The sequence below is a fragment of the Nocardia citri genome (genome assembly GCF_054065835.1).
The window spans coordinates 1-15241 of sequence record NZ_JBSUQM010000029.1 but is presented as its reverse complement, the minus strand read 5'-3'; the positions used below and the strand labels follow the sequence as shown (position 1 = coordinate 15241).

Annotated in this window: 21 protein-coding genes; 15 read left to right on the top strand and 6 right to left on the bottom strand. The window is 64.2% G+C overall.

The genetic code is table 11. From position 1 onward, the window contains the following. Positions 1 to 121 precede the first annotated feature (121 nt). Entirely contained in the window at positions 122 to 1630 is a 1509-nt protein-coding gene (locus ACW2Q0_RS27055) for an FAD-dependent oxidoreductase (RefSeq protein WP_457193734.1), read from the bottom strand. Between the two features lie 158 nt (positions 1631 to 1788). Between ACW2Q0_RS27055 and mbp1 the strand changes: the two genes are divergently transcribed. The 12 genes from mbp1 to thpD all read left to right on the top strand — a co-directional run bounded on the left by mbp1 (position 1789) and on the right by thpD (position 10299). Beyond that, on the top strand, positions 1789 to 2034 hold the full coding sequence (gene mbp1, locus ACW2Q0_RS27050) for a microaggregate-binding protein 1 (protein ID WP_457193733.1): 246 nt from the start codon (positions 1789 to 1791) through the stop codon (positions 2032 to 2034). Positions 2035 to 2343: 309 nt separating this feature from the next. Beyond that, positions 2344 to 2856: a DUF6328 family protein gene (locus ACW2Q0_RS27045; RefSeq protein ID WP_457193732.1), complete on the top strand. Its 513-nt coding sequence runs from the start codon at positions 2344 to 2346 to the stop codon at positions 2854 to 2856. A gap of 220 nt (positions 2857 to 3076) precedes the next feature. Further along, the gene (locus ACW2Q0_RS27040; protein ID WP_457193731.1) at positions 3077 to 3475 is read left to right on the top strand and encodes an STAS domain-containing protein; all 399 of its coding nucleotides are present in this window, start codon (positions 3077 to 3079) and stop codon (positions 3473 to 3475) included. A 71-nt stretch (positions 3476 to 3546) separates the two neighbouring features. After that, positions 3547 to 4227, top strand: coding sequence for a PAS and ANTAR domain-containing protein (locus ACW2Q0_RS27035; RefSeq protein WP_457193730.1), 681 nt, complete (start codon positions 3547 to 3549; stop codon positions 4225 to 4227). 109 nt (positions 4228 to 4336) lie between these two features. Next, the gene (locus tag ACW2Q0_RS27030) at positions 4337 to 4777 is read left to right on the top strand and encodes an anti-sigma factor (protein ID WP_457193729.1); all 441 of its coding nucleotides are present in this window, start codon (positions 4337 to 4339) and stop codon (positions 4775 to 4777) included. Continuing rightward, complete coding sequence (locus ACW2Q0_RS27025) at positions 4767 to 5552, top strand: RNA polymerase sigma factor SigF (protein WP_457193728.1); 786 nt, start codon at positions 4767 to 4769, stop codon at positions 5550 to 5552. Before ACW2Q0_RS27030 ends, ACW2Q0_RS27025 begins: the two co-directional genes overlap by 11 nt. Positions 5553 to 5676: 124 nt before the next feature. Continuing rightward, positions 5677 to 6075, top strand: a complete 399-nt coding sequence (locus ACW2Q0_RS27020) for a hypothetical protein (protein WP_457193727.1) — start codon at positions 5677 to 5679, stop codon at positions 6073 to 6075. A 231-nt stretch (positions 6076 to 6306) separates the two neighbouring features. Then, the gene (locus ACW2Q0_RS27015; protein WP_457193726.1) at positions 6307 to 7017 is read left to right on the top strand and encodes a response regulator; all 711 of its coding nucleotides are present in this window, start codon (positions 6307 to 6309) and stop codon (positions 7015 to 7017) included. Positions 7018 to 7166: 149 nt separating this feature from the next. Next, positions 7167 to 7751, top strand: coding sequence for a diaminobutyrate acetyltransferase (gene ectA, locus ACW2Q0_RS27010; protein WP_457193725.1), 585 nt, complete (start codon positions 7167 to 7169; stop codon positions 7749 to 7751). Continuing rightward, positions 7748 to 9016, top strand: coding sequence for a diaminobutyrate--2-oxoglutarate transaminase (gene ectB / locus ACW2Q0_RS27005; protein WP_457193724.1), 1269 nt, complete (start codon positions 7748 to 7750; stop codon positions 9014 to 9016). The genes ectA and ectB overlap by 4 nt, the downstream gene beginning before the upstream one ends. A gap of 1 nt (position 9017) precedes the next feature. Then, the gene (locus tag ACW2Q0_RS27000; RefSeq protein WP_457193723.1) at positions 9018 to 9416 is read left to right on the top strand and encodes an ectoine synthase; all 399 of its coding nucleotides are present in this window, start codon (positions 9018 to 9020) and stop codon (positions 9414 to 9416) included. A gap of 7 nt (positions 9417 to 9423) precedes the next feature. Continuing rightward, positions 9424 to 10299, top strand: coding sequence for an ectoine hydroxylase (gene thpD, locus ACW2Q0_RS26995; protein ID WP_457193722.1), 876 nt, complete (start codon positions 9424 to 9426; stop codon positions 10297 to 10299). A gap of 87 nt (positions 10300 to 10386) precedes the next feature. Here thpD and ACW2Q0_RS26990 read toward each other — a convergent pair whose 3' ends face one another. Beyond that, on the bottom strand, positions 10387 to 10782 hold the full coding sequence (locus ACW2Q0_RS26990) for a hypothetical protein (RefSeq protein WP_457193721.1): 396 nt from the start codon (positions 10780 to 10782) through the stop codon (positions 10387 to 10389). 106 nt (positions 10783 to 10888) lie between these two features. On the opposite strand from ACW2Q0_RS26990, the gene ACW2Q0_RS26985 reads away from it, so the two are divergent. Next, a complete protein-coding gene (locus ACW2Q0_RS26985; protein WP_457193720.1) occupies positions 10889 to 11344 on the top strand; it encodes a MarR family transcriptional regulator in 456 nt (151 codons plus the stop codon). A gap of 60 nt (positions 11345 to 11404) precedes the next feature. Here the strand turns inward: ACW2Q0_RS26985 and ACW2Q0_RS26980 are convergent, their stop codons facing one another. After that, a complete protein-coding gene (locus tag ACW2Q0_RS26980) occupies positions 11405 to 12640 on the bottom strand; it encodes a hypothetical protein (RefSeq protein ID WP_457193719.1) in 1236 nt (411 codons plus the stop codon). Positions 12641 to 12853: 213 nt separating this feature from the next. Further along, positions 12854 to 13333 carry a hypothetical protein gene (locus tag ACW2Q0_RS26975; protein ID WP_457193718.1) on the bottom strand — a complete coding sequence of 160 codons (480 nt, stop codon included), beginning with the start codon at positions 13331 to 13333 and terminating at the stop codon, positions 12854 to 12856. A 317-nt stretch (positions 13334 to 13650) separates the two neighbouring features. Between ACW2Q0_RS26975 and ACW2Q0_RS26970 the strand changes: the two genes are divergently transcribed. Beyond that, positions 13651 to 13929, top strand: coding sequence for an ArsR/SmtB family transcription factor (locus tag ACW2Q0_RS26970; protein ID WP_457193717.1), 279 nt, complete (start codon positions 13651 to 13653; stop codon positions 13927 to 13929). Then, positions 13929 to 14318, top strand: a complete 390-nt coding sequence (locus ACW2Q0_RS26965) for a VOC family protein (protein ID WP_457193783.1) — start codon at positions 13929 to 13931, stop codon at positions 14316 to 14318. The genes ACW2Q0_RS26970 and ACW2Q0_RS26965 overlap by 1 nt, the downstream gene beginning before the upstream one ends. Before the next feature lie 3 nt (positions 14319 to 14321). Here ACW2Q0_RS26965 and ACW2Q0_RS26960 read toward each other — a convergent pair whose 3' ends face one another. Together ACW2Q0_RS26960 and ACW2Q0_RS26955 are read right to left on the bottom strand one after the other, a co-directional pair. Then, on the bottom strand, positions 14322 to 14552 hold the full coding sequence (locus tag ACW2Q0_RS26960) for a hypothetical protein (RefSeq protein ID WP_457193716.1): 231 nt from the start codon (positions 14550 to 14552) through the stop codon (positions 14322 to 14324). 57 nt (positions 14553 to 14609) lie between these two features. Further along, on the bottom strand, positions 14610 to 15149 hold the full coding sequence (locus tag ACW2Q0_RS26955; protein WP_457193715.1) for a GtrA family protein: 540 nt from the start codon (positions 15147 to 15149) through the stop codon (positions 14610 to 14612). Positions 15150 to 15241 lie beyond the last annotated feature (92 nt).

Below are 15241 nucleotides of genomic sequence, written 5' to 3'. Positions count from 1 at the left end.
CTTCGCCCCTCGATCGGTGGGCGAGGCGATCTGTCGCTACGGCAGATCACCCTGGAACATTCATCCTGCAAATATTGTGCACCGCCGCCTAGCAAATTCCTAGCTGCGCTGTGACAGGCGGTCAGCCCTGCGGTATGGGGCCGAAGATCGGTGTCAACGAGTCGGTGGCCGGGCCCTCGAGCAAGGTGCCGTCGGCGGCGAATCGGGAGCCGTGCAGCGGACAGTCCCACGATTGCTCCGCGTCGTTCCAGGACACGATGCCGCCCAAATGCGGGCAGACCGCGGAGACCTCGGTGGTGGTGCGGTCGACGGTACATACGGCGGTCGGTCGCAGACCGTGACGTTCGACGCGGCCGTGGCCCTCGGCGGGCACGTCACCGATGCCGGTGCCGAGCATCCGCAGCCAGCCGAGGGAAAGCTGTTGGGCCACCGAGGTATTGGCGAATACCGCGGCGGGTAGCGACTTCAGTTCGCTCGGGCGCCAACTGGCGAAGGTATCCGCCCACCGCGGTGGTTTGCCGTTGATCCGCCCGGCGAGCGCGAAGGCCGCGGCAATGCTGTTCGTCAAGCCCCATTTGGCGTAGCCGGTGGCCAGCAGGATGTGGTTCTGTCCCGGTAGCAGCGGGCCGACGTACGGCAATTCGTCGACCGGGTGATAGTCCTGCGCGGCCCAACTCTGCAGCGGCTCGGCCGCGGGGAAGTAGCGTCGCGTCCAGGTGATCAAATCTTCGACCCGACGGCTCGCCGTATTCGTGCGGCCGACCACGTGTCCGTTGCCGCCGACCAGCAGCACTTCGGTGCCATCGGTTCCCGGCGTATACCGCAGCGAGCGCGTGGGTTCACCCGCGCTGATGAACATTTCGTGCGGAATATGCTCGGTGACTCGGAAGGCACTCAGATAGGAGCGCTCTGCGGTGAGCCGGGCGAAGAAGCCGCCGCGGTCGAGTATCGGTGTGCCGGTGGCCAGGATAGCCGTACGGGCCACGATGTCGCCGTGTTCGGTTTCGATGACCAACTGGTCGTGCTTGCCGCTGTGCACACCCTTGGCCCGGCTGGATTCGAAGATCGGCGCGCCACGGGCTTCGATATCGGCGGCCAAGCTTGCCAGCAATGCCATCGGGTCGAGTTGGGCCTGGTCATCGAGCCGGACCGCACCGTGCGTCGGGAACGGCACATCCAACTCCTCGACGAGAGTCGTGGCCAGCCCGGCGGCGCGTGTCGCCTCGTATTCCCGGCGCACAGCGGATATTTCGCTCTTCTTCTGAGCGTAGGTGAGTGCCGGGACGCGTTGGATCGGCACCGAATGCTCCGCGCAGTAGTGCAATAGCCATTGCTGCCCTTCACGATTGGCCTCGACATAGTCGGTCACCGCCGAACGGCCGTGCCGAGCGCGAATGCGTTGCGCTCGAATTCCTTGCAGCAGACTGACCTTCGCGTTACTGGCACCGGTGGTACCCTCCCCGACGCGCTTACTCTCCAGCACCGCGACGTCGACCCCGCTCTGGGCCAGCAAAAGGGCGGTCACCAGACCGGTGATCCCGGCGCCGATCACGACGGTGTCGAACTGTAACCCCGGCGTGAGCCGCAGTCGCGCGGGAACTTCGGCATCGTTCAACCACAGGGATCTCATGCTTCGGCGATAACCGCTACCACACCGCCGAAACATCCCGATGGTCGGCGATGATCTCCGGGATCCATGATGAAAATGTGCGAGTTCCGATTCAGCGGGCAGATCCTGGGTAAGCGGCGAATGTCCACCTGAAAACCGATATTTCGGAGGTAGATATCGTGGCCGAGCACAAGAGTGGTCCCCGTGAAGGGCTCGAAGGCGTCGCCGAGGGCGCCAAGGGCAAGGTCAAGGAGGCCGCTGGCGCAGTCTTCGGAAACGACGACCTGCGGGATGAAGGCAAGGCCCAGCAGGACAAGGCGGAATCACAGCGCACAGCGGCCACCAAGGAAGCGGCTGCCGAGAAGGCGCGTGCCGAAGCCGACGTCCAGGAACAACGCCAGCGCGCACACCAACAGGGCAAGTGATTATAGATAGTCGCTGCATGCGACGGTAAATGGGTTGCCGGAGGCTATATCCGGCAACCCATTACTTTCGGCAGCGCTATTACTTCGGCACCAAGATTCCGGTCAAGTCCGCTGTGCGGATAGGGGTGTCCGGATTGGCCTGTGCCCGGCACATCAATTCGATACCAGCGATCGAGGCATCGACGGTCTGGTCATTTGTCGCCGGCGCTGCGATCAGCGGTCGCGGGGTGTATGCCCGCGCGGTGCGGGTACGCCGCCGATACGGATCGCGATATCCAGGAGCAGCCATGGTGACGATATCGAAAGGCGATGAGCCCACCCGTGACCGGCGATGATCAGGAGTGGGACCGCCACGTCAGGGGGGAGACCGAAACCGAACGGCTGGACCGCAATTGGACCAGTCTGTTGCAGGAACTGCGGGTCGTGCAGACCGGTGTGCAGTTCTTGATCAGCGCGCTGCTCATCCTCCCCTTCCAGGCCGGATTCACCACGTTGTCGCAGCCGATGCGACTGCTGTATCTGGGCACCGTATCCGCGGCGATGGGTGCGACGGTGTTCCTGGTCGCGCCGGTGTCGTGGCATCGGATCCTGTTTCGGCGACATCGGCTGGGCAATGTGGTGTCTGCGGCGCACCGCAGCGCGATGGCCGGGATCGCGCTGCTCGGCCTCGCGCTGACGGGTGCGACGATCCTCGTGATGGCCGCTGTCGCGGGACCCATGGCCGGTGCGGTGGCAGGTGCGGTGGTCGCGATGTTGTTCGCGCTGGCGTGGGTGGTCGCGCCGTGGCGCTGGCGCCATGCTGGCAACGGCTCTAATAGTTGATCCGGACATAGGCGCCGTGCCAGACTTGAAGCGGTTGAGAATACAGCCGAACCCGGGTTCGACGCGGCGAACACCACGCGGGACTCGGCCAGCGGGAGCGCGCAGAGCGACACGCGACAGTGTGGCGACCGACGTAGCTTTATGACACCACTCCAACCGTCGCCCTCCTGCCGATCCGATCCTGCCGCACAGGACCGGCATCCCCTCTGGGAGGTTTGACATGTCAGCCGTTCTTCAGCACCGATCAAACGGTCGGCACCCCGCCGGCGAACGACCACGCAACCGGTTCTGGTCACAGCGGGTCGACCGCCGTAAACAGTGCGTGGTGGTGCGGGCCGAGGGTGAACTCGACGCGGCCGCACTCCCGGAATTCCGTGCGATGCTCGAACGCGCCCTCGCCTCGCAGTGCCATGCGGTCGTCCTCGATCTGCGCGCCACCAGATTCCTGAGCATCCGGGTCGCGGCCACCATCGGCGCGATCAAGCAGCAGGTCGCCCACGACAGTCCCGATCTGCGGATCGTCGCGGGTCGCCGGGAGGTCGACCGGGTGCTGGCCGTTACCGGCGTACGCGCCGTGTGCGGTGATTTCCCATCGATGCGTGCCGCCCTGGACACGTGATGGGGCCTTAAGTCCCTGCTCGAGCCGATTTCCGAGTATCGGGCACGACCACAATCCATACTTGCGCTGTGATGGAGAGCGGATCGATCCGGCCCGATGACGCGCGCGCGTTGGATCGGGTCATCGGTGCGGGGAAACCACAGAATGTCGGGACGTTCCGATTCTGGTTCGCGGATCAGCGGTGGGAGTGGTCGGACGAGGTCGCGCTACTGCACGGCTACGAGCCGGGGACCGTGGTGCCGACCACCGAACTCCTACTCGAGCACAAACATCCCGAGGACCGCGCGCAGGTGGCCGACACCCTGGCCAGATCCGTCGAGAATGCGCAACCGTTCTCCAGCCGTCACCGGATCGTCGATACCGCGGGCCAGGTGCACCACGTCATCGTCGTCGCGGATCAGATGAGCGATGAGACGGATACGGTGATCGGTACCAGCGGGTATTACGTCGATGTCACCGACGTGCTCGATGAGCGGCAGCAGGAGACCCTCGACGACACGCTGCCCGAACTGTACGCGGCACGGGCGGTGATCGAGCAGGCGAAGGGCGCGCTGATGCTGGTCTACAACATCAACGCCGAACAGGCGTTTCGAGTGCTGAGCTGGCGCTCGCAGGAGACGAATGTCAAATTGCGGGAACTGGCCGCTCAGTTGATCACCGATCTCGGCACCCTGACCGATTCGATCACGGAACTGCGCACGCGATTCGACCATCTGCTGTTGACTGCGCATGAACGGATCGAGGCCGACTGAGTCGAATCCGCACCGGTCGCGATGTTTCGATGGTGACCGGCCGGGTAAGTCGCGAATGGCCCCCGACTCGAAGGCAGGTTCGGCGTCGGCTCGGAGGAAAGAGGTGGTGATGGGCATGGGGGAGTGGAGTTCCCGGTCCGCGGCGGAGAAGACGACGACAATCGGGGTGCGCATACCCGCCGAGTTGGAGCAGTTGACCATGCTGCGCGCGCTCGCTGAAACGGTCGCGCTCATCGCGGATTTCGCGATCGACGAAGTCGTCGATATCCGCCTGGCATTGGATGAGGTGGCCACATCGCTGATCCTGGAGGCGACGCCGGGTTCCACCCTGGACTGCGATTTCACCTACAACGACAACGAGATGTTCGTGCGCGTCGCATCGGTCGCGGTATCGGAGAAGGTGGTGGGCCAGGCAGGATTCGGCTGGCATATCGTGCGCACGCTGACCCAGTCGATCGCGGCGGCACAGGAGCCGTTCGACGGCGCGGCCTCCGGCTATCCGACCGTCGTGGACTTCAGCTGGGTGCGAGGTAGTGGTGATGGCGGCTGATTCGAGAGCACACCGCGACAGCTACGACAATATCGAACCGCTTTTCGAAAAGATCGCCGCCATCGACCTGGCCGATCACCGTCGAGATCAGTTACGCGAGGACCTGATCGGCCGGTGTTTGCCGCTGGCCGAACATATCGCGCGCAAATTCTCCGGGCGCGGGGAGAACTTCGATGATTTGCTACAGGTGGCCCGATTGGGTCTGGTGCAGGCCGTCGACCGCTTCGATGTGACGCGCGGTTCGTCGTTTCTGTCCTTCGCGGTGCCGACCATCATGGGCGAGGTGCGCAGACACTTCCGGGACAACACCTGGGCGGTGCGGGTGCCGCGGCGCACCAAGGAGATCCAGCTCAATATCGGTCCCACCATCGAGGCGTTGTCGCAGCGGCTGGGCCGGTTGCCCAAGGCCCGCGAGATCGCCGCGGAACTGGATGTGGATTTGGTTGAGGTCACCCAGGCGCTGATCGCGGGCAATGCCTATCAGTCGAGTTCGATCGACGCGGTCGTCGGTGATGACATCGAGAACGCACCGCAACCGCTGCTCGACAGCCTGGGGGCCGACGAACCCAGCTACCAGTACGTGGAGGACTATCTGGCGGTCCGGCCGCTGATCGAGGAACTGCCCGAGCGCGAACGCGAGGTGCTGGTCATGCGGTTCTTCGAGTCCAAGACCCAGTCCCAGATCGCCGAACAGCTCGGGGTCTCGCAGATGCACGTCTCCCGCATACTGTCCAGAACGCTCGGCAGGTTGCGTGAGGCCGCGCTACGCGACTGATCGACGGGGAATTCATTGTCGCGCAATGTGTTTCGTTGCGATCGGATCCACTGTTTGCTCAGCTTCGCACGCGGGTACGCAAAAAGGAACCGGACTATTGACGCCGACACGCAAGGAGGTCGTCATGAACGATCAGCGACGACCGGGCACCCGAGATCTGTCTGCCGGACCCGGAGCTTCGAGGTCGCTGAAGAAACCGCCGGAAGCACTTGTTCGCGGCGAAGGCCCGCAGCAGCCGGGCCGCATTCTCGTCACCCGCAATCATGAAGTGATCCGGCGGTGGGCGGAACAGCGCGGTGCGCGCCCGGCCACCATGCCCGGCAGTGAATACGACGGTCGTCTCGGCGTCCTGCGATTCGATTTCCCGGGATACGGCGGTGCGGTGCTGCGCGCGGTGGGCTGGGACGAATGGTTCGCCACCTTCGACGCGCGGCAGCTGACATTCCGCTATCAGGAGCGCCGGGCCGATGGCGGTCCGAGTAACTTCAACCGGCTGGAGCAGTCCCATCGGGACGAATGGTGACGCAGGCAGAAATGTGTCACATATCACGTGCAATTTGCATAATTCGGGTCTTCATATACAGGGTGGAGTAGCCGGACGCTAACCGACTGCCCGTGATCTGCCGTTTACCGATTGGTCGATCCGGGTATTCGAGTAGTTGGCAAAGGTGCTCGAAGGCGGACTTTCGCGTCGGTTCTGGGTACGCGAGTCTCCGCGTCGCGTCGCGTCCGCGTGGCTGCAAGGGATGAGGGCTTGACCGCAAACCTGATGATCGTTGACGACGACGAAGTGGTACGTGGCGCATTGCGCACGGCCATGGAAGACGAGGGTTACGACGTTGCCGAGGCGCACGAGGCCGAGGACGCGCTGACCTATCTGCGCAGCAATGGCGCCCCCGACGTGATGATCGTCGAGCTGATGCTCGGGGATATGGATGGCTTCGACTGCATCAGGGAGATCCGCCGCGAGCACGACGTGCCGATCATCGTGGTCAGCTCGCGCGATGACACCCATGATGTGGTGGCCGCGCTGGAGGCCGGGGCCGACGACTACGTCACCAAGCCGTTCGAGATCAAGGAGATCTCCGCGCGCATGCGGGCGCTGCGCCGCCGCGCTCGCCTGACCATGGAGCGCGAAGCACCGCGCGAGGCCGTGCTCGACGCGCACCCCGACGGACCGCTGGTACTGGATCGTGACGGTGGCGCGGTGCGGCGCGGCGAAGCCGAAATCCGGCTCACCATCACCGAATTCAAATTGCTCTGCGAACTCGCCGAATCGCCGGGGCGTGTGCTCAGCCGCACCGTCCTGCTCGAAAGAGTATGGGACGACGGCTTTTTCGGCGATGAGCGCATCGTAGACGTCCATATGCGGCGCCTGCGCACCAAAATCGAGCTCGACGCCTCCGATCCGCGCATCGTGGTCACCGTGCGCGGTCTCGGCTACCGACTGGATCTGCAGCGCTGAGCCTGTGACGCAGCACGCAGTGGCACCGAAGTATGACGCTGCCTGCGGTTGTGATCTTTTCGTAATACAACCGCAAAGAGTTCGACAGGTTCACCTCAAAGTTGCTTCGTAAGCCTGGATAAGTACTGCAGACCCGACCAGGGAGACTTATGTCACTGCACACCTTGTCCACCACGACGATCGAACCGTCGGTCACCGAATACCCTTCGGCCGTACCGATTTCCGGGCCGCACCCGCAGCCGGTGCTGCGACCGCCGAGAGTCGGCGACGCGGCCCAGATCTGGCGTATCGCGAAGAATTCGCAGGTCCTCGACATCAATTCCAGCTACGCCTACCTGCTGTGGTGTCGTGATTTCGCGAGCACCTCGGTGGTTGCCGAAGTCGGTGGCCGAGTCGTCGGATTCGTGATCGGCTACCTGCGTCCGCAGGCGCCGCAGACGGTTTTCGTGTGGCAGGTCGCGGTCGAGCACGAACAGCGGGGCCATGGCCTCGGCGCCGCACTGTTGGACGCACTGCTCGACACCGCAGCCGGCGCCGGTGTTTCGACATTGGAGACCACGATCTCACCGGAAAATTCGGCCTCGATCGCGATGTTCGCCTCCGTGGCGCGTCGCCGATCGGCGCAGATGACCAAGCAACCCCTATTCGATTCCGATCTCTTCCCCGACAGCCACGCTGCCGAGGACCTCTATTTGATCGCCCCTACGGCCCGAAAACAGGAGGATCGCCGTTGATTACCGCCGAAACAACCATTTTCGAGGAGCTCGAATCCAATGTTCGCGGCTATTGCCGCGCCTGGCCGACGGTGTTTACCACCGCGTCCGGCAGCTGGTTGCGCGCCGAGGACGGGAAGGAGTACCTCGATTTCTTCGCCGGAGCGGGGGCGTTGAACTACGGTCACAACAATCCGGTGCTCAAACAGCCGTTGCTGGACTACATCGCCGGTGATGGGATCACGCACGGCCTCGATATGTCGACCGTGGCCAAGCGCCGACTACTGGAAACCTTGCGCGACACCGTGTTCGCGCCGCGCGGCATGGAATACAAGGTCCAGTTCCCCGGCCCGACCGGCGCCAATGCCGTTGAAGCCGCACTGAAGCTGGCCCGCAAGGTCACCGGTCGCGAGACGATCATCAGCTTCACCAACGCGTTCCACGGCATGTCACTGGGTGCGCTGTCGGTGACCGGCAACGCCGCCAAGCGGGCCGGTGCCGGTGTGCCGCTGGTACACGCCGCGCATATGCCCTATGACGGCTACTTCGACAACACCACCGCCGATTTCCAGTGGATGGAGCGCGTGCTCGATGACACCTCGTCCGGTTTCGACCGGCCCGCGGCGGTGATCGTGGAGACGGTGCAGGGTGAGGGCGGTGTGAATATCGCACGCCCGGAATGGCTGCGGCATCTGTCCGAATTGTGCACCGCGCGCGGCATTCTGCTGATCGTCGACGATGTGCAGATGGGCTGCGGCCGGACCGGGCCGTTCTTCTCCTTCGAGATCGCCGATATCACCCCCGATATCGTGACGCTCTCGAAGTCGATCGGCGGCTACGGTCTGCCGATGGCGCTGGTGCTGTTCAAGCCGGAGCTCGACGTCTGGACCCCGGGCGAGCACAACGGCACCTTCCGCGGTAACAATCCGGCTTTCATCACCGCGCAGGCGGCGCTCGAGCACTTCTGGTCCGACGGCACCCTGCAGGCCTCTACCGAGGCGAAAGGGCAGCGGATCGGCGCGGCCCTGACCCAGGCCGCCGAGTACTTCCCCGGCATCTCGACGCGGGGCCGCGGACTGGTGCACGGCGTGGCCTTCGATGATCCCTCGCAAGCCGGCAAGGTCTGCCAGGTGGCTTTCGAGCGCGGGCTGCTGGTGGAGACCTCCGGTTCGCTGGACGAAGTGGTGAAGTTGCTGCCGCCATTGACGGTCACCGACGAGGAGGTCGAGCATGGTTTGCGGGTGCTGACCGGCGCGATCGGCACCGTCTGCGGACAGGAGCGTTGAGATGATCGTGCGCAGTACCGCGGAGATCACCGGCACCGAACGCGATGTGGCGGGTCAGGGTTGGCGCAGCAAGCGCATCGTGCTCGGCGGCGACGGCGTCGGATTCTCCTTCCACGAGACCACCATCGAGGCCGGAACCGTGCACGAGTTCCACTACCGCTATCACGTGGAGGCGGTGTGGCTCATGGAAGGTGAAGGGACACTGACCGACCTGGACCACGACGTCAGCTACGAGCTGGCACCCGGCTCGATGTACCTGCTCGACGGGCACGAGCGCCACCGCCTGCAGGTGCGCACCGATATGCGGATGATGTGCGTGTTCAACCCGCCGGTCACCGGGCAGGAGGTCCACGACAGCGACGGCGTCTACCCGCTTGTCGCGGCTCAGGTAAGCGGATAGGAGGCGAATGACGTTGGTGCAGACCGACGATCGCTACCCGACTCGGCTCGTCACAGCGGGCGAGCACCAGGACCGCACCGATCCCACGGTGTGGGGCCCGGTCGATTCCGAGGAGCTGGCCTGCTTCGATGCCAATGGTTTCGGGATCGTCGAGGAGCTGCTGACACCCGCCGAGGTCGCGGAGTTCAGTGCCGAAATCGACCGCCTCGCCAGAGATCCGGCGCTGCTGGGTGACGACCGGGTGATCGTGGAGAGGGCCTCGAACCGGGTGCGTTCGGTCTTCGAGGTGCATCGACTCAGCCGTGCGATCGCCGAGCTAGTGCGCGAATCCCGGGTGGCCGGATTGGCCAGGCAGGTGCTCGGCTCGGACGTCTACATCCATCAGAGCCGGGTGAACTACATGCCCGGCTTCCGCGGCACCGGCTTCTACTGGCATTCGGATTTCGAGACATGGCATGCCGAGGACGGTATGCCCGCACCGCGTGCGGTCAGCCTGTCCATCGCCCTGACCAACAACTACCCGATCAACGGCAGCCTCATGGTGATGCCGGGCTCGCACCGCACGTTCGTGCCGTGCACCGGCAGCACTCCGGCCGAGCACTATCGAGAGTCGTTGCAGGAGCAGGAGATCGGCGTGCCGACGCACGCCGATATCGGCGCGCTGGCCAACCGCTACGGCATCACCCAGTTCACCGGCAGCGCCGGATCGGCCCTGCTGTTCGATTCGAACATCATGCACGGTTCGTCGAACAACATCACGCCGTTCCCGCGGTCGAATATCTTCCTGGTGTTCAACAGTGTGGAGAACACGCTGGTGGAGCCGTTTGCCGCCCCGGCCCCGAGACCGACGTATATCGCGAGCCGGGACTTTATGCCGGTGTAATCCGTTACGATGCAACCGGTCTCGGGCCACCACACCCGAGACCGGTTGCGCCTTAGCGCAACCCGCGGCAACCGCGCAATCGCGAATTCAGCCGGATGCGGCCGCTCTGCGCAGGGCGTCGAGGCTGGTCTCGGGTGAGGTGTTGAAGCAGAACCGGATTCCCGGTGCCGCGTCGACGATGACGTTGACAAGGCGCTCGAACAGCAGGGTGTGCTCGGGGAAGGCCCGCACCGCACCGCCCACCATGACGAGGTCGAACGACTGGTTCGCCAGCAGATCGCGGATTTCGGTTTCAGCCTCCGCGGGTGACGCGCGGACCATGCACGGCGTGAGATCGAATTCGCTGTTCTGTAGGGCGGCGTTGGCGGCGTCGATCCTGGCTGTGAGTTGTGACTCGTCCAGATCGGGGAAACGACTGTAGTCCATGGCTTGTGGATGCAATCCGATGGTCAGTGCCCGGAGGCGTGCGGCTGGTTCGGTCACTCGTCTGTTCCTCCATGAAGGGGTGCGACCGCTCATCCGCATGGGATGATTGGTTCTGTTCACCTCAATATAACTTTGAGACCAAAGGTATTTTAGGGAGAAAGGTATGTCAACGGAGGACGGTCTATCCCTGGACGACAGTGTTCGAGCCATGGTGCTGCTCATGCCCCGGCTGGTCGGCCGCGCGAAACGCCTGCCGGTTCCCGAAGCTCTGCGATCATTCGATTTGGCACCGCGCCATCTGTCGTTGTTGACATACGTGCTGTTCGACGGGCCGCTCACAGTGAACGAGCTGGCGAGGCGACTGGAGGTGGCGCCCACCACCGTGAGCTTGATGATCGGCGACCTCAGTCGCCGGGGAGTACTGGACCGCCGGACTGACGACAACGACCGGCGGCGAGCCCTTGTCGCTATCGCCGACTCGCATCGAACGGCGGTCGCGTCCTGGCTCGGCGGCGCGGATCGGGGTTGGCGCGCCGCGCTGGGCCCGCTGACCGCTGAGCAACGTGCCTTGGTCATAACAACACTTCGCGCCTATGAGGAAGCCGTCTCTTCCAGCTGAAGTTGCTCGAGCTCCACCACATTCCATACGACGCCGAATCCGGCTGTCGCTCAGCCGAATTCACCGATTGACGTGTTCGTCGGTCTGTTCCTCGCCTGCGCGGGCACGCCAGACTCTGGCCTCATCGTGATTGCCCTGACGTTCCAGGAGTTCGGCGAGTCCGGTCATGGCGCGTGATTCCCGGCGCTCGGCCGCGGTGCGCCACCAACGCTCGGCATCGCCGAATTCGCCCCGATTGAACAGGATGACACCGAGGTCATAGGCTGCACCGGCGTGCCCGGCCTCGGCGGCCTGCGTCCACAGACCGCACGCCTGTTCCTCCTCGCCGCGTCCGAACATGGCGACGCCGAGTTCGTAGAGGGCGGCGCGATAGCCGCGTTCGCCATCGTTGGTGCGCTGCTGCGATGGCGATCGTGGTTGTGCGGGTTCCGGTGGTTCCGGGAGCTCGGTGTGATCGGAATCCGCTGCCCGTTCGGTTACCGGCACCGGCTGTTCGAATGTAGGCGACGGCTCCGTCAACCGGGTATGCACGGGTTGCAACGGTGTGGTCTGCTCGGCCGTCGGGAGTTCCGGGCGGGCGAATGCCGTTTGCAGATGTTCCGGGAACCGGGCGACGTCGAGGTCAGAGGGTGTCGGCTGTGGCTCGGGGAGTGGACGCTGCGCTGGAGTCACGGAGACGGCTCGCTGCGGCTGAGTCGGTGGCGTCGGCTCCGTGGATCTTTCCTGTCGCGGTTGTGCCGGCGGTGGCGGTTGGGGCGCGGCAGCCGGAGACGAGGCGGGGACAGTGGGCGAACTCGCGGTCTCGACCTCGACCACGAGGTTGGCGAAATTCGGCGGGCCCTCACCGACGCTGCACCACAGGATGATCCGGCCGGTCGGTGGTTGTTCGATGAGAATGCCGTAGTTGCCGGACCAGGATTTCTGTGCGCCGAATCCGTCGACCCAGACCGGTGTCAGTGAGAACAGAGCGCCCGGATTGGTCGCAACCACCTCGAAGGTGATGCCGGCGGCGAGGGCATCGCTCCACACGTCGACACCGGCCAGGCGTCTGCCATCGATGCCGAGATGCCCGTCGACCACAGACAGCCCGATGCCGTGTCCGCGCAGACCCGCGGGCGGCGCCGCGGACAGCAGCTTCAGAGTGACCAGGATCGACGCGGGTCCGACCTGTTCGGTGTACATCGGATAGATCAGGCTGCCGTTCCAGCTGATCGGGTCCGCGGATTGGTAGCGGGCGGCCAGCGGTAGGGTTTCCGGCGAATTCTGGGCATACCAGTGCGAATACGGCTGGTTCATATCGCGCCCCGACCTTTCACCGATGTTCCTCGCCCCTGTTTCTGCGGTCCGGCCGGTAACACCGTACGCGCCTCGAATCCGGTGGACGTCTCAGTCCTGAGGGAACCACACGCGATCCAGGGAACGCATTCGCGCCCTGGCTGGGGATGCGACCGAGTAAGCCGCCGACCGGCGAACAGCCGCTGCGCGAATCAACGAGTATCGCTGGCTATTTCAGTCCAAAGGTGACCAATCGATGTCGTCGAGGCGGCTCCACTCGTCGCACGCCCAGTCCCAGATGAGTTGGGCGACAGTCGCGCCGTCGGTCACCGTGGCACCGAGGCGTCGGCCGTGGACCGGGTGGTGAATTTCGAGGGAGTAGTCGGTCGCGGAGTTCCGGTAGGTCTGGATGAAACTGTTTGCATCGTTTGGCTTTTCGGCGATCAGGTATGGGGTGGTGGCCAGGAGGTGGAGTTGGCGGACCCAGTCGAAAATCTCGCGCTGGCTGAGTGAGGAATATTTGCGTTCGCCGCCGATATCGATGGAGGCGTGGCGGCGAATTTCGGGACTGGTCAAGGTGTTGGATCGCGCATCGTAGATTTCATACGCGAAACCCGCGATGAGGGCTTCGATGAGTTCGCGTATCCGCGGGGCGGCGTGATCCATGGCGGAGCCGCGAGTCCTGCGGCGATCCACGCTGTCGGCCGCGGTCACCCGCACAGAATCTCCTGCCGCCTCGATCCGCAGCCTGGCATGTCGGGCCGCGGCCGGAATCCGGCTGTTCCAGCCGTGAAGTCCGGCGATGACGGTCTGGTAGAGGTGGTCATCGGCGGGTTGCCCGCGTCTGGATCGGAAATACGGAAGTACGTCCCCCGGCGATGCCGCCGCGCCCGCGGGTAGCACCACGAACTCATAACTCATCAACCCAATTTAGCTCGGCCCCCGACACATTCGCGCGCCCAGTTTTCTGTCAGAACTTTGGTCACAACCCTCCCTTGATAGGCAAGTGGTTACTTGCCTATAGTGGGCGTGTGAGCGGCGATGTGTTCAAGGCACTGGCCGATCCCACGCGTCGGGCGATCCTCGACGAACTAGCCGATCGCGACGGTCAGACATTGTTCGAGCTCTGCGCGCGGCTCACCATGGGCCACCAGCTCACCTCCAGCAGGCAGGCGATATCGCAGCATCTGGATGTGCTGACGGCCGCCGGTCTGGTGACCACGCGCCGGGACGGCCGGTACAAGTTCCACCATCTGAATCGAGAACCACTGCGGCGGCTCACCGACCGCTGGCTCAAGGAGGACCGATGATCCGCATCAATATCACCAGTGTCCTGGTCGACGATCAGGACAAGGCCTTGCACTTCTACACCGAGGTGCTCGGCTTCATGAAGAAGACCGAAGTTCCACTCGGCGAGGCGCGTTGGCTGACGGTCGTCTCGCCACGGGAACCGGACGGCGTCGAACTGCTGTTGGAGCCCGATGGGCATCCGGCCGTCCGGCCCTTCAAGCAGGCGCTGGTCGAGGACGGGATTCCGTTCACGTCGTTCGCGGTGGACGATCTGTACGCCGAGTACGAGCGGTTGCGCGGACTCGGCGTGCGATTCACGCAGGAACCGCTCGATCAGGGCCCGGTGGTTACCGCCGTGCTCGATGACACCTGCGGCAATCTGATTCAGATCGCCCAGCTGAAAGGCTGAGGCTCAAACCGTTCGGCGGACGTGCAGTAGCGCATCGGCGAGGAGATCGAGCTGGCGGTCGGCCTGCAGTGAGCCGATGCGCAGCACGAGATGCCGCGCACCCGCATCGAGGTACCGTCCGAGCCAGTGGACGCACTCCTCGGCGGCCCGCGCGAACCGGACCAATCCGGGCGCATCGTGTTCGCCGGTCATCGAGGTTTCGCGGCTGGGAAGCAGCAGACCGATCTGTGTCATACCGGCGATCTGCGGCCCCGTCGCCGGGGCGGGGCAATTACCTCGGAGGTAAGCGAGCTACCGTGGTTCGAGCTCCGATTGGACGAGATCGTCCGGGAAGGCATACCGCCGAAACGCCCAGTACCGGAACGCCATGGCAAGCAGCACGCCCAGAATCTGACCGGTGATGAAGTTCGAGACCGCCTGGGTGACCGGACTGACATGCGGCACCCGGATATCGAGCACATACAGCGCGACCGCCTGCGGCAACAGCGTGACACCGATACCGAGCGCACTGATGGCGAAGAACAGCGCCGCCTCGTGATGTCGTTCCCGACCGCCTCTGGTTCGGAACGACCACTCCCGATTGAGCACATAGGACACGATCGTCGCGATCAACACGCCGAGCACGCGTGCGGTGAGCGGTTTCTCCCCGAGCACCGTCAACTTCAGCGCATACACGATTCCGGTGTCGATGAACCAGGTGATCCCACCCACCACCGCGAACTTCAACAGTTCACGCCGCTGAATCAGATGCGACCGGTACGGTTCCGGGATCCGGTCGAGCGCAAGCTGGACGAAGGACACACCCCGCACTATATCCAGCAAATCCGTCACCTCACGTTTCCAACCGGCGATGCCGCCCCAACTCGAGCATGCCCGCGCCCGTCGCGCTAGGTAAGCCACCCTCGGTGTTCGTGGGCACGGCC

Coding starts and splice junctions, on each gene's coding strand:
- ACW2Q0_RS27055 (WP_457193734.1), bottom strand. CDS start 1,630: ATGAGATCCCTGTGGTTGAACGATGCCGAAGTTCCCGCGCGACTGCGG.
- ACW2Q0_RS27045 (WP_457193732.1), top strand. CDS start 2,344: ATGAGCCCACCCGTGACCGGCGATGATCAGGAGTGGGACCGCCACGTC.
- ACW2Q0_RS27040 (WP_457193731.1), top strand. CDS start 3,077: ATGTCAGCCGTTCTTCAGCACCGATCAAACGGTCGGCACCCCGCCGGC.
- ACW2Q0_RS27035 (WP_457193730.1), top strand. CDS start 3,547: ATGGAGAGCGGATCGATCCGGCCCGATGACGCGCGCGCGTTGGATCGG.
- ACW2Q0_RS27030 (WP_457193729.1), top strand. CDS start 4,337: ATGGGCATGGGGGAGTGGAGTTCCCGGTCCGCGGCGGAGAAGACGACG.
- ACW2Q0_RS27025 (WP_457193728.1), top strand. CDS start 4,767: ATGGCGGCTGATTCGAGAGCACACCGCGACAGCTACGACAATATCGAA.
- ACW2Q0_RS27020 (WP_457193727.1), top strand. CDS start 5,677: ATGAACGATCAGCGACGACCGGGCACCCGAGATCTGTCTGCCGGACCC.
- ectA (WP_457193725.1), top strand. CDS start 7,167: ATGTCACTGCACACCTTGTCCACCACGACGATCGAACCGTCGGTCACC.
- ACW2Q0_RS27000 (WP_457193723.1), top strand. CDS start 9,018: ATGATCGTGCGCAGTACCGCGGAGATCACCGGCACCGAACGCGATGTG.
- thpD (WP_457193722.1), top strand. CDS start 9,424: ATGACGTTGGTGCAGACCGACGATCGCTACCCGACTCGGCTCGTCACA.
- ACW2Q0_RS26985 (WP_457193720.1), top strand. CDS start 10,889: ATGTCAACGGAGGACGGTCTATCCCTGGACGACAGTGTTCGAGCCATG.
- ACW2Q0_RS26980 (WP_457193719.1), bottom strand. CDS start 12,640: ATGAACCAGCCGTATTCGCACTGGTATGCCCAGAATTCGCCGGAAACC.
- ACW2Q0_RS26960 (WP_457193716.1), bottom strand. CDS start 14,552: ATGACACAGATCGGTCTGCTGCTTCCCAGCCGCGAAACCTCGATGACC.